Here is a 12,472-nt window from a genome sequence, read left to right as displayed (position 1 = left end):
AACTATGCGCATCAATTCTATCGACGCCGTTCGCGGCCTGACCGTGGCCGCCATGCTGCTGGTGAACGACGCCGGCGACTGGTCGCACGTCTACCCCTGGCTGGAACACGCGGAATGGCACGGCTGCACGCCGGCCGACTTCATCTTCCCTATCTTTATGCTGATTGTCGGCGTCTCGATCACGCTGGCGATGGGCCGGCAGCTGGACGCCGGCGCGGAGCCGGCGCCGTTGGCGCGCGCGGTGCTGTTGCGCGGCGCCCGCATCGTCCTGCTCGGCGTCGCGCTCAATGTGGTCAGCGCCCTGCTGCTGGATGGACGCGGATTCCGACTGCTCGGCGTGCTGCAGCGGACCGGCATCTGTTTTGCCGCGGCCGGGCTGATGGCGATCTACGTGCGCGGCGCCCGCGCGCAATGGGCCGCGCTGGTGGCGATCCTGCTCGGCTATTGGGCGCTGCTGGCGGCGGGCGGCTCGCTGGAGCCGGCGCTGAACCTGGCGGACCGCATCGATACCGCGCTGCTGGGCAAGCTCTCGTACCAGTATGACGCGGCGACCGGCCTCGCGCATGAACCGGAAGGCATCTTGAGCACGCTGCCGTCGCTGGCCACCGTCATCCTCGGGCTGCGCGCGGGCGACTGGCTGCGCAAGGGACAAATCAGGACGCTGGCCATTGGCGGCGCGGCGGCCATGCTGGCGGGCGGCTTGTGGTCGCTGGCGCTGCCATTGAACAAGCAGCTATGGACCTCGTCGTTTGTGCTGTGGACCGGTGGCTTCGGCATGCTGGCCATCGCGCTGGCATATCAGCTGGTCGACGTGCGCGGCTGGCCGGCGTTCGGCCGCGCGATGGGCATCAACGCCATCGCCGCCTATGCCGGTTCGTGGATCGCCACCTGCCTGTTGTCCGGCGGCGGCGTCATGGGGCCGTTGTACGAGCATGGATTCCGCACGCCGCTGACACCGCTGATCGGGCCGGAAGGCGCATCGGTGGCGTTCGCCGCCGCATTCACCGCCGTGTTCTGGCTGGCCGCGGCCTACGCGGGAAAGCGCGGCTGGCGGATCACCATCTAGAACCGCCAGCGCAGCGAGGCCGTGATGCTGCGTTCCGTTTGCCTCGGCCGCTCGCCGATCTGCACGCGCGCGGCGCGCTCGCTGCGCACCAGCAGCGCTTCCGTCATCAGCGCCAGGTTCTCGGCCAAGGGCCAGTCGTAGGCCAGCGCGACGCCGTGGCCGCTTTCGCTATTGGGATCGGCGGGCAGATTATCGTGCTCGCTGGTCCGGAAGCGGTCGTAGCGCACAGCCAGCGTGCCGGTGCCGAGCGGATGGCTGGCCAGGACGTACCAGGATTGGAAATCCAGCGCCACGGCGTTCCAGCCCATCAGCGTATCGCCGCGCATGGCTTGCATCAGCAGCTCCCACTCCCCTTGAGGACGCACGACCGCGCTGACATGGTCGAAGCGCGTGCGCCAGCCGTACTGGCCATCCTTGACGACCAGCGGATCGGCGCGGTTATCGTAGTGCAGCGCGGCCAGCTCCAGCCGCGTACCCAGATTCATATTGGCGCCGGCGTAGTAGCCCAGATGCCCATCCAGTTCCCTGAACGGGTGGATGGTGCGCGACTGGCGCGGAATGGCGCCGTCGGCGCGATAGACCGGCAGGTCGGCCAGCTGCAGCGCTTCGTTGCGGCCGGCGATGCGGTCGCTGATCGACCAGCCGCGCCAGGCCAGCATGGTGCCGGTCGGGTCGTTTCCGTTGAAAACAGCGGCGACCAGGCCGACGTCGTATGGATCGCCGGTATGGCGGCCGAGCCGGCGCGCGCTCCATTCGATGCCGTTGGTGCGCAGTTCCTCGCCGATCCAGCTGTTGATGGCGGAGCTGGAGATGGTGCGCTTGGGTGTCCAGCCTATGCCGTCGTAGTCGATTTCCACGCTGGACGGCGGGAAGAACTGGCCGGCCTTGACGCGGGTTTTCCAAGCGCCGGCCGGCAGCGGGCTCCAGCCCAGCCATGCTTCACGAACGTCGATGACACCACGGTGCTTATCGTCGGCGCTCAGTTCCAGCGTGGCCGTGATGGTATCGAGCAGGTCGGCGTCGGCGTGCAGCACGGCCTGGCCCAATTGGAAGCCGCTGTCGGAGCGGGTCTTGCCAAGACCGCCGTCGAGGAAGCTGCGGGGAGCGTCGGCGTCGACCGCGCGCACATCCAGCAGGCCGCGCCATTCAACCGCGTGCGCCCTGCCGGCGACGACGGCCAGCGCCAGCAAGCCGGCCAGAGATTTAGAACGTGTAAATTGCATCGTGCGATCATACACCGGCGTGCGGTGGAGGCTATAATCCACCGTCTTCAACCACGACGAAGAAAGCTTCGGATGATGAAAAGTTTGCGTATTGCGGGCCTGGCGCTGCTGGCCTGCATGTCTGGCACGGCCATGGCCGACGGTTTCGAAACCATCGAATCGGCGCCGTTGAAGGAAGTCTGGCTTAACGGCGGTTTCTATTCCTACCACTTCCAGCGCGACAAGGGCCTGAACGACAGCAATCCCGGGCTGGGTGCGGAGTATCGTTTCTCGACGGTGGCGTCGGCGACGGCGGGCCGTTTTTACAATAGCGACCGCGCTTATTCCAATTATATCGGCGTGTACTACCAGCCGTTCAAGGTCGGCCCGGTGCGGCTCGGCGCGGTGGTGGGCGGCTTTGACGGCTACCCGAAAATGCGCGACGGCGGCTGGTTCCCGGCCGTGATCCCGACCGCCAGCTTTGAATACCAGCGCGTCGGCGTCAACGTCGCCATCGTACCGAGCTACAAGGACCGCTTGTATGGTGCGATTTCGGTGCAGTTGAAATTAAAGGTATTTGAGTAGCACGCTCAGCATGGACTCCCGCTTGCGCGGGAGCGACGGTGGTGCGTCGTCCCCGCGAAGGCGGGGATCCATGCTGATTGCCTAGTGCTTCGACTTGACGGCGATCTGGTCGAGGATGTGCTTCGGCACGGCGGCGTAATGCTTGAACTCCATCGTGTACGTCGCACGTCCCTGCGTCAGTGAACGCAGCGTGGTCGAGTAGCCGAACATCTCGGCCAGCGGCACCAGCGCGCGGATGATCTTGCCGCCGCCGCCCGGAATCTCGTCCATGCCCTGCACCATGCCGCGCCGCGCCGTCAGGTCACCCATGGCGTTGCCCATGAATTCCTCAGGCGTTTCCACCTCCACCTGCATCATCGGCTCCAGCAGCACCGGATCGGCGCGCCGCATGCCGTCCTTGAAGGCCATCGAACCGGCCATGCGGAAGGCGTTCTCGTTCGAGTCGACGTCGTGATACGAGCCGAAGGTCAGCGTCACTTTGACGTCTACCACCGGATAACCCGCCAGCACGCCACTGCGCAAGGTCTCCTGCACGCCCTTGTCAACCGCCGGAATGAACTCGCGCGGCACCACGCCGCCCTTGATGGCGTCGACGAACTGATAGCCCTTGCCCGGCTCCATCGGCTCCAGCGTCAACACCACGTGGCCGTACTGCCCGCGTCCGCCCGACTGCTTGACGAACTTGCCCTCGACATCGCTGGCCGCGCGCTGGATGGTTTCGCGGTAAGCCACCTGCGGCTTGCCCACGGTCGCCTCGACGCTGAACTCGCGCCGCATGCGGTCCACCAGGATTTCCAGGTGCAGCTCGCCCATGCCGGACATGATGGTCTGGCCCGATTCCTCGTCCGTATGCACACGGAATGACGGATCCTCCTGCGCCAGGCGGTTCAGGGCGATGCCCATCTTTTCCTGGTCGGCCTTGGTCTTCGGCTCTACCGCCTGCGAGATCACCGGCTCGGGGAAGATCATCTTCTCCAGCACGATCACGTGGTCGGGTGAACTCAAGGTATCGCCCGTGGTCACGCCCTTCAGGCCGACCGCCGCCGCGATGTCGCCGGCGTAGACTTCCTTGATCTCCTTGCGCTCGTTGGCGTGCATCTGCAGGATGCGGCCCAGGCGTTCCTTCTGGCTCTTGGTCGGGTTATAGACCGTGTCGCCGGAATTGACCACGCCCGAATACACGCGGAAGAACGTCAGCTGGCCGACGAACGGATCGGTCATGATCTTGAAGGCGAGCGCCGAGAACGGATCCGTGTCGTTCGGATGCCGCTCGATCGGATTATCGTCCTCGTCGTGGCCGGCGATCGCAGGCACGTCCACCGGCGACGGCAGGTACTCGACCACCGCATCCAGCATCGCCTGCACGCCGCGGTTCTTGAATGCGCTGCCGGCCAGCATCGGTACGATCTCGTTGCGGATGGTGCGCAAGCGCAGGCCGGTCTTGATCTCGTCCTCGGTCAGCACGCCGCCATCCAGGTATTTCTCCAGCAGCTCGGGCGTGCCTTCGGCGGCCGCTTCGACCATCTTGTCGTGCCACTCCTGCGCCAGCTCTTTCAAGTTGGCGGGGATGTCCTCGTAGGTGAACTTGACACCCAGGCTCTCGTCGTCCCAGTTAATCGCGCGCATCTTGACCAGGTCCACCACGCCGTGGAAGTTATCCTCGGCGCCCAGCGGAATCTGGATCGGAATGGCGACGCCCTTCAGGCGGCTGGCGATCTGCTCGCGCACGCGGAAGAAATCGGCGCCCACGCGGTCCATCTTGTTGATGAAGGCGATGCGCGGCACCTTGTATTTATTCGCCTGGCGCCAGACGGTTTCCGATTGCGGCTGCACGCCGCCGACCGCGTCGTAGACCATGACGGCGCCGTCCAGCACGCGCATGGAACGCTCGACCTCGATCGTGAAGTCGACGTGGCCCGGCGTGTCGATGATGTTGATGCGGTGCTCGGCGAAATTGCCGGCCATGCCTTTCCAGAAGGCGGTGGTGGCGGCCGAGGTGATGGTGATCCCGCGTTCCTGCTCCTGCTCCATCCAGTCCATCGTCGCGGCGCCGTTGTGCACCTCGCCGATTTTATGGTTGACGCCGGTATAAAACAGGATGCGCTCCGTGGTCGTGGTCTTACCAGCGTCGATGTGGGCGCTGATGCCAATGTTGCGGTAACGCTCGATGGGGGTCTTGCGGGTCATCACACTCTCCTTAAACACTCTATTTGCTATGTGGGAAGTCTCAAGTGCGGCGCTTCGCGTCGAATTCAAGAGCTCGCGTAGCGTGCGACATGACTGGCGGCAATTACTATAGTCTGTAGAATAAACTGCAAGCTTACCCCTGACTTGGACCTACTGCATGACTGTGTCGCGAAAAACCACTCTACTCCTAACCTTTGGCATGGCGCCAACCCTCGCTTTCGCGCAGGCGTCCGACCTCGAAATGCGCCTGGAACGCTGCGCGGTGCTCGGCGACGCCAGCGCCCGCCTCGCTTGCTATGACGGCCTGTCGAAAACCGCGCCGGCCGTCGTCGCCGCCGGCGGCAATGCGGTCGGCGCGCCCGATCCCGGCAAGGCCAACAAGCTGGTGACGGCGATTACCCAGCCCTCCTCGGCGGCCGCCAGCGAATCGACGCAACCCGCCGCGCCGCCGGAGGAACCGAAGCTGCCGCCCAAGCTGGCCGCGATCACCACGATACCGCCTGAAGACACGGTCTCGCGCCTGGTCCAATGGTGGGAGCTGGACCGCTCCGCCAAGCGCGGCGTGTTCAATTTCCGCCCGCACCGCGACACCTATCTGCTGGTGGCCAATTACAGCACCAGCTCCAATGATGCGCCTTTTGAGGATTTTACGCCTGCCGGCGTTGAAACCAAGCATGTGGAACTGACCTACCAGCTCAGTTTCAAGATGAAGCTGATCGAGCAGATGTTCGACACGCCGGTCGACCTGTGGTTCGGCTACACGCAGAACAGTTTCTGGCAAGCGTACAACCGCGCGGCATCGAGCCCGTTCCGCGAGACCAACTACCAGCCGGAGCTGATGGTGACCACGCCGCTGAACCTGGACCTGGGCAAGGCGCTGGACATCCGCTACCTGACGCTGGGCATGGTGCACCAGTCGAACGGGCAAACCTCGACGCTGTCGCGCAGCTGGAACCGGGTCTATGCGGAGGTGGGCGCGGAGCACGGCAAGTTCGCCGCGCAGTTGCGCATCTGGAAGCGGCTGGACAACGCCCGCTCGGACAACGACAACATCGATATCACGGATTACCTGGGTCACGGCGACCTGAACCTGAGCTACCGCAACAACGGCCACGAGTATTCGCTGATGGCGCGCCGCAATTTTTCGACGCGGCGTGGCGCCTTGCAGGCGGGATGGGCGTTCCCGCTGTCGGCGAACCTGAAGGGGTATTTGCAGGCTTTCAGCGGCTACGGCCAAAGCCTGATCGACTACAACTATTCGCAGAAATCCGTGGGGGCGGGATTCCTGGTTGATTTCTAACGGGGTGGACCGCCGAGGATGCGCGCCGGCAGCATGACGATGGCGCGCAGCAGTTCAAACAAGCCTTCGACGCCGATGCCGATCAGGCGGAACGGCAAGGTGATCAGCCAGAACAGCGGGTACAGCACCAGCGCCAGCAAGGCCAGCGGCCAGCACAGGAACAGCAGGAATAGCCACAGTACGAAACCCAGCATGAAATGCTCCGATCCAGTTGATGCGTTATCAATGCGATCACTGTAGCGCCGCCGGCGAGCCCGGACAATTCCCTTGCGACCAATTGCAGATAACGGCGACCAGTCGCGGGAATTCGGGGATGAGCGGCGAAATTACTGGCCGACGCAGATGATCTTGGTGACGTACTCGTGCGCGTTCGGCTTCTTCTTGCCGGCCCATGCGATGGCCTCGTTGGCCTGTTCGATGGTCAGCACCGACGCTTTTTCCTTGGACTTGATGAAGGACACGCCTTCGAAAGCCCCCTCCTTGCTGCGCATGACTTTGGCGAACACGGGGGGCTTGGACTCGCCGTCGGCGATTTTGTTTTGCTGGATGAGGTAGCGCTGGTCGTTCTGTTCCATACATTTCTTTCTTTTAAAAGACGAAATATACGCTCCAGAACGACCGTTGTGGGGACTTTTTAGGCGAAGGCCGGCATCGCCTGCGACGGCTGCAGTGACGCTTCGTACAGGATTTCGGCGCGCAGCGAGGCTTGCAGCGACGGGATCGAGCCGCCGGCGCGGTACTGGAAGCTGACCTGCAGCACATCGCCCTCGCGGGCCTTGACCGGGTTGGCCAGCGGCAGCGTCATGTAATGGTTGAGCCAGTCGATGGTGGTCGAACGCTCCGCCACCACCGCCAGGATATTCTTGGTGACGAAGCGCATCGAGTTGATCTCGCCGCTGCGCTCGACCACGAACTTGCCCTGCCACGAGTACGACAGCTCGTTCGGCTGGTTGAAGTCGATGATGCTGTACACCGCCGGCTGCGCCATTTCCACCGTGCCCGGGTAGATCACCGTGGTTTCCTGGAACTGCACGATAGGCGCGTAGAAACCTTCAAAATCGTATTCCTGCTGCAAAGGCTGGACCGCCATGATGACCGCTTCCGGCAGGAACACCGGCAACGGGCCGCCGAAACGCTCCAGGTAGCGGCGCTTGAACGACTCGATCACTTCCACCTGCTTTTCGCGCAGCATGGCGACGTGGATCATCTCGCAGATGACGACATCGACCGGCTCCGGCGGCAGGTATTCAAAGGCGTCGGCATGGACCACTTCGACCTTCTCGCCGTTCGGATTCATCGCCAGCATCTTGCGGGCTTCCTTGACCATGTCCGGATTGAACTCGACGCAATACACCTTGGACGCCTTGGACGCCGCGAACCACGACAGCACGCCCGTGCCGCCACCCAGCTCCAGCACCGTGGCGCCGGGCTTGACGGCGTAGTCGATCGCCGACTTGAACCCGTGCATGCGGTTTTGATCCATCAGCATGTTGTGATGGTAGTGGACTGGAATAAATTGCCCCAGATAGCAGCTTTCGATCTCGCGTTCGTTCAGCATGGTTGTCCTTGGTTGATGCGCATTGTGCCTGGAGGCAATGCACTGGGAACATTATCGTTAACATTGTCGACCACCCAAGCCGCGAGCTAGCCCGTAAAAGCCCATCAATTCCGATGTTTTCATAAAGACAGTTGGCTATATTGCATCATTTATAGTTATACTGAAGACAACAATTCGGAAAGGTCTTCATGTCGATTCAACACCGCAACAACGTGCATTGCGACGGCGATGGCCAAGCCACCGTCATGCTGGTTCATGGCTACGGCTGCGACCAGCAGATGTGGCGCTTTATTTATCCGGTCCTGAGCGCGCGCTTCAAGGTGATCCTGCTGGACCTGGTGGGCAGCGGCGGCTCCGACCTGGCCGCCTACGATCGCGACAAGTACGGCACGCTGCACGGGCACGCGGAGGACATGCTGGATGTGATCGACCTGTACGCCAAGGGGCCGGTGTTTTTCGTCGGCCACTCGGTCAGCGCGATGATCGGCTTGCTGGCGGCGATACAAGCGCCGGAGAAGTTCGCCGCGCAGATCATGATCGGGCCGTCGCCGTGCTATATCAATGACGATGAGTATGTCGGCGGCTTCAACGCCGAGGACATCGATGGCTTGCTGGAGTTGATGGATGCCGACTACCCGACCTGGGCCAGGCGCATGGCGCCAACCATCATGGGCTCGCCATCGCAACCGCAGTTTTCGAATGAACTGCGGGATAGGTTCGAGCGCAACGATCCGGAGATCGCCAAGCACTTCGGCCGGGTGACTTTTACCGCCGACCACCGCGCGGACTTGCCCAAGTCCACCGTGCCGGCGCTGATCCTGCAATGCAGCGACGACCTGATCGCCCCGCGCGAGGTGGGAGATTATCTGCTCCGGAACCTGGCCGGCAGCAAACTGGCCGTGATCGACAACATCGGCCACTGCCCGCACCTGAGCACACCGACCGCCAGCTACGACATCATCAGCCAATACATGGACGAGATCCTGGCTGGCCGGACGTGAGTTGTCAAATAAACACCGAGGCAGCAAACCACGGTGTTTGCTGGACAGTTAAACCACAGCGGCGCTGAACGACTCGGGCCGCAGCGCAAGCAGGTGAGACAGCCGTTGAAGACCCGCTTGTAAGCGCCCACGGTCCTTGATGCCACCCAAAGAGATCCGAATTGCATTCACGGATACGCTGCCGGTGGCGAATGCCTCCGCGGGCGTGACTGCGATGCCCTCGCTGTCGGCTGCACGCGCAAGCTGTGAGGAGTTCCAATACGCCGGCAACTCGAGCCATACATGCAGGCCGTCTCCGGCGCCGCTGTACCGCCCCGCCAGAATATCCCGAGCCATCCGGTGGCGCAGGCGCGCCTCCTTGCGCACGCCCTCCATCAATCGGTCAGCCGAACCGTCGAGGATCCACTGGGTGGCCAGTGCGGCCGTCAGGGGAGCGGCCATCAGCGCAAATGATCTGAGCGCGACCAGGAAACGTTCGCGTTCGTGCGGGTCGCGTATGAGCACGAAGGCGACACGCAAGCCGGGCGTCAGGCATTTCGACAGGGTTGAGATGTAGTACACCTGTTCCGGGGCAAACGTGGCAATTGGCGGCGGCGGGGCATCGGCAAGGAGCCAGTAGGGATCGTCCTCGACGATGCGTACATTGCAGCGCTTCGCGATGCCGGCGAGCTCCTTGCGCCGGCGTTCCGGAATGGTGATGGCGGTCGGGTTCTGTAATGTCGGATTGAGGAAGACCAGCCCAGGCTTGTGCTGGCGGCACGCCTCCTCAAGCAGCCCAGGCACCATCCCGTACTTGTCCGCTTCCACCGCAATGATGTGCCGGCCGAATTGGGTCGCTGCGGCGCGCAAGCCGGGATAACTCGTTGGCTCTGCCAGGATAACATCGCCAGGCTCCGTCAGCGCAAGGATCAATGCGGCGATCGCCGCTTGCGCACCCGGACAGACAACAACCTGTCGAGAATCCAGATGTCCAAACATCGGTTCGAGCCATCTGGCTCCAGCCTTACGGTCGGAGTCGCTTCCCCCGGCCAAGTGGTAAGTCATCAGCAATTCATTATCTGCCCTCATCAGTACTTGGGACAAACCTTGTCTCAACATGTCGTCGAAGTCCACGCCATCCGGCGGCGGCGGGGTATTCATGCTCAGGTCGAGGATCGAGGTGAGTTCGACTTTCGGCGCCGCGACATAAGTGCCTCGAGCGCCGCGCCCCTCCAACAAGTTGCGGCGTCTGGCTTCGTCGTATGCGCGCGTGATCGTCGTCAGGTCGACGTCCAGCTGTGCTGCCAACTGGCGCTGCGGAGGTAGACGGTCGCCCGGTTTCAGCGATCCGTCTACCACCGCCGCCTGCAACGCATCCGCAATTTGCAAAAAACGTGGCCCGCCGTGCGCGGCCAATCGCGGCAACCAGATTGGCAAATCCTCATCTTGTATGGTTTTCAACTGGGACATTTTGTCTCAATGTATGGAAATTGCTTTTAAGTAGTATGCCTCAGAACGTGCAGCAACATCATCCTTGCATGGCAGTGGCTGACGTTTTCTCCTCTCTCATCTGCATTCGGCAAATCACTCCGCTGGATGTGCCCCTCACGATATATAGCGTCAAGTAATAGCCTGGAAATACTCAAAATGATGGATTGGATCCCTATAGTCTTCGTTGTGTTCAAGGTTCTCGTGCTCGGCACGGGCATGTTCTTCGCCATCAAGTGGCATTACGATCAAGGGAAGAAGGAGAAGGCGAAGGAGACGCGCGCGGTGTTACGCGCGGGCGGCAAGGTGGCCGCAGTCTTCGTGCTATCGCTCCTGGGCCTGGGGCTCGTCACCTTCGTCCTTATCAGGATGCTAGGTTTGGACTTGACCGTCCCATGATGGCAAAGAATCGTCGGCCGATATCCAGTTTCAGTGGCTTTTCCTGGCGGCCAGGAAGGCGTTGATGGTCTTGGCGATCCAGGGTTTGTCGGCCTTGATGGCGAATTCGGCGGCGGTGAGGTGGAAGCCGCCGTCTTTCAGCGTGGCGTCGGCGCCCTGCTCCAGCAGCAGTTCGACGACTTTTTCCTGGCCTTCGCGGGCAGCGATCATCAGCGGCGTCATGCCGGACGGCGATTCGGCGTCGATGTAGGCATGGTGATCCAGCAGGATCGTGGTGATCTCGGTGCTGCCGGCGGCGGCCGAATAGTGCAAGGCGGCCCAGCCTTTTTGATTGACCTGGGCGCCGCGCTTGATCATGTCCAGCACCATCGGCTTGTTCTGGCGGAAAGCCGCCATCATCAGCGCGGTATTGCCGTTGGGCGCCTTGGCTTCCATATCGATGCCAGGCTGGTCCATCAATAGCGTGGCGACCTTGTTCGCTTCGTAGCGCATGGCGACGATCAGGCCGGTCTCGCCGCCCGGCTCGCGCGCATTCGGATTCACGCCGCGCACCAGCATCTTCTTGACCGCCGCCACGTTGTCCAGCTGGGCCGCGCGGAAGAAGTCGACCTCGTCGTCGCTCTGCTCGGCGGCCATAGCCGGCACGGCGAGCGCGGCGGCCAGCGTGAGCATGACCAGTCTGCGGGTGAGATTCAACATCAGAAGATCACGCTACCACATTGAATAATTTGAAGAAATTCGCCGTCGTCTGCTCGGCAACCTGTTCCACCGGAATGCCTTTGAGCTTGGCGATGTATTCGCCGACATGGGCCACGAAGCCCGGCTCGTTCATCTTGCCACGGTGCGGCATCGGCGCCAGATAGGGCGAATCGGTCTCGATCAGGATGCGCTCCAGCGGCACTTCCAGCGCGACAGCCTGCAAGTCCTTGGCGCTCTTGAAGGTGACGATGCCGGAGAACGAAATGTAGAAACCCATTTCGATGGCCGCGCGCGCCACTTCCAGCGATTCGGTGAAGCAGTGCATGACGCCGGCCACGCCGCCCGCCTCCGTGCCCGCGCCCTCTTCGCGCATGATGCGGATGGTGTCTTCGCTGGCGTTGCGGGTGTGGATGATCAGCGGCTTGCGGGTGATGCGCGACGCCTTGATGTGGGTGCGGAAGCGCTCGCGCTGCCACTCCAGGTCGCCCTGCAGGCGGAAGTAGTCCAGCCCGGTCTCGCCGATGGCGATGATCTTCGGATCGTTGGACAACTCGACCAGCTGCTCGACGGTCGGCTCAGGCGTGTCTTCATAATCCGGATGCACGCCGACCGAGGCGTAGATGTGCGGATACTCGTGCGCCAGCGCCAGCACCTGCGGGAAATCCGGCAAGTCGACCGACACGCACAACGCATGGGTGACCTTGTTGTCGGCCATCCTGGCCAGGATTTCAGGCATGCGAGCAGCCAGCTCGGGAAAATTGATATGGCAGTGGGAATCGATATACATGCCGCGATTGTAACCGATACCTCAATGTGGAAACGCTGCCACAGCGCCTGGCAAATCACTTTGCTTTTTGCCAACGGCTGGGTACTACAAATCCATTCGATCCTGATTGGTTGGCTGTTACAATCCAAGGGCGTGATCGAAATCATCTTTGCCAACTTGAACCAGGCACAGAACCGCGGACTGGTGGGGCAAGCCAGTTCATGAACTGAACTACAGAGTAA

General features: G+C 62.2%; 14 protein-coding genes. 6 read left to right on the top strand and 8 right to left on the bottom strand.

Annotated elements, in window-relative coordinates:
• The first annotated feature begins 4 nt into the window (after positions 1–4).
• Positions 5–1,066 (top strand): acyltransferase family protein, encoded by a 1,062-nt coding sequence (locus ACEN9F_RS02200; protein WP_413417376.1) that lies wholly within the window; start codon positions 5–7, stop codon positions 1,064–1,066.
• On the opposite strand, the gene ACEN9F_RS02195 is transcribed toward ACEN9F_RS02200, so the two are convergent.
• The gene (locus ACEN9F_RS02195; protein ID WP_413417374.1) at positions 1,063–2,289 is read right to left on the bottom strand and encodes a hypothetical protein; all 1,227 of its coding nucleotides are present in this window, start codon (positions 2,287–2,289) and stop codon (positions 1,063–1,065) included. The two genes, ACEN9F_RS02200 and ACEN9F_RS02195, sit on opposite strands and share 4 nt — an antisense overlap.
• 72 nt (positions 2,290–2,361) lie before the next feature.
• Between ACEN9F_RS02195 and ACEN9F_RS02190 the strand changes: the two genes are divergently transcribed.
• Positions 2,362–2,853: a hypothetical protein gene (locus tag ACEN9F_RS02190; RefSeq protein ID WP_413417372.1), complete on the top strand. Its 492-nt coding sequence runs from the start codon at positions 2,362–2,364 to the stop codon at positions 2,851–2,853.
• An 81-nt stretch (positions 2,854–2,934) separates the two neighbouring features.
• On the opposite strand, the gene fusA is transcribed toward ACEN9F_RS02190, so the two are convergent.
• Positions 2,935–5,040 (bottom strand): elongation factor G, encoded by a 2,106-nt coding sequence (gene fusA, locus ACEN9F_RS02185; protein WP_413417370.1) that lies wholly within the window; start codon positions 5,038–5,040, stop codon positions 2,935–2,937.
• Between the two features lie 199 nt (positions 5,041–5,239).
• On the opposite strand from fusA, the gene ACEN9F_RS02180 reads away from it, so the two are divergent.
• Complete coding sequence (locus tag ACEN9F_RS02180; RefSeq protein WP_413417368.1) at positions 5,240–6,340, top strand: phospholipase A; 1,101 nt, start codon at positions 5,240–5,242, stop codon at positions 6,338–6,340.
• Here the strand turns inward: ACEN9F_RS02180 and ACEN9F_RS02175 are convergent.
• The 3 genes from ACEN9F_RS02175 to ACEN9F_RS02165 form a co-directional block, all read right to left on the bottom strand.
• Positions 6,337–6,534, bottom strand: coding sequence for a hypothetical protein (locus ACEN9F_RS02175; protein ID WP_413417366.1), 198 nt, complete (start codon positions 6,532–6,534; stop codon positions 6,337–6,339). The two genes, ACEN9F_RS02180 and ACEN9F_RS02175, sit on opposite strands and share 4 nt — an antisense overlap.
• A 132-nt stretch (positions 6,535–6,666) precedes the next feature.
• Positions 6,667–6,915 (bottom strand): hypothetical protein, encoded by a 249-nt coding sequence (locus tag ACEN9F_RS02170; protein ID WP_413417364.1) that lies wholly within the window; start codon positions 6,913–6,915, stop codon positions 6,667–6,669.
• A 59-nt stretch (positions 6,916–6,974) separates the two neighbouring features.
• Positions 6,975–7,898, bottom strand: a complete 924-nt coding sequence (locus ACEN9F_RS02165; protein WP_413417362.1) for a methyltransferase domain-containing protein — start codon at positions 7,896–7,898, stop codon at positions 6,975–6,977.
• A gap of 188 nt (positions 7,899–8,086) precedes the next feature.
• Between ACEN9F_RS02165 and ACEN9F_RS02160 the strand changes: the two genes are divergently transcribed.
• Positions 8,087–8,899: an alpha/beta fold hydrolase gene (locus ACEN9F_RS02160; RefSeq protein WP_413417360.1), complete on the top strand. Its 813-nt coding sequence runs from the start codon at positions 8,087–8,089 to the stop codon at positions 8,897–8,899.
• A 48-nt stretch (positions 8,900–8,947) separates the two neighbouring features.
• On the opposite strand, the gene ACEN9F_RS02155 is transcribed toward ACEN9F_RS02160, so the two are convergent.
• Positions 8,948–10,348, bottom strand: a complete 1,401-nt coding sequence (locus tag ACEN9F_RS02155; RefSeq protein WP_413417358.1) for a PLP-dependent aminotransferase family protein — start codon at positions 10,346–10,348, stop codon at positions 8,948–8,950.
• Between the two features lie 177 nt (positions 10,349–10,525).
• Here ACEN9F_RS02155 and ACEN9F_RS02150 point away from each other — a divergent pair, with 177 nt between their 5' ends.
• Positions 10,526–10,765, top strand: a complete 240-nt coding sequence (locus ACEN9F_RS02150) for a hypothetical protein (protein WP_413417356.1) — start codon at positions 10,526–10,528, stop codon at positions 10,763–10,765.
• 30 nt (positions 10,766–10,795) lie between these two features.
• On the opposite strand, the gene ACEN9F_RS02145 is transcribed toward ACEN9F_RS02150, so the two are convergent.
• Together ACEN9F_RS02145 and ACEN9F_RS02140 are read right to left on the bottom strand one after the other, a co-directional pair.
• Positions 10,796–11,464: an ankyrin repeat domain-containing protein gene (locus ACEN9F_RS02145; protein WP_413417354.1), complete on the bottom strand. Its 669-nt coding sequence runs from the start codon at positions 11,462–11,464 to the stop codon at positions 10,796–10,798.
• A 7-nt stretch (positions 11,465–11,471) separates the two neighbouring features.
• Positions 11,472–12,251 carry a TatD family hydrolase gene (locus tag ACEN9F_RS02140; protein ID WP_413417352.1) on the bottom strand — a complete coding sequence of 260 codons (780 nt, stop codon included), beginning with the start codon at positions 12,249–12,251 and terminating at the stop codon, positions 11,472–11,474.
• Here ACEN9F_RS02140 and ACEN9F_RS02135 point away from each other — a divergent pair.
• Positions 12,228–12,455 (top strand): hypothetical protein, encoded by a 228-nt coding sequence (locus ACEN9F_RS02135; protein ID WP_413417350.1) that lies wholly within the window; start codon positions 12,228–12,230, stop codon positions 12,453–12,455. The genes ACEN9F_RS02140 and ACEN9F_RS02135 overlap by 24 nt on opposite strands.
• Positions 12,456–12,472: the final 17 nt, after the last annotated feature.

It is taken from the genome of Duganella sp. CT11-25 (assembly GCF_047302815.1).
GTDB lineage: Bacteria > Pseudomonadota > Gammaproteobacteria > Burkholderiales > Burkholderiaceae_D > Rugamonas.
The sequence above is the reverse complement of the archived record's forward strand: the minus strand, read 5'-3'. Positions and strand labels throughout refer to the sequence as shown.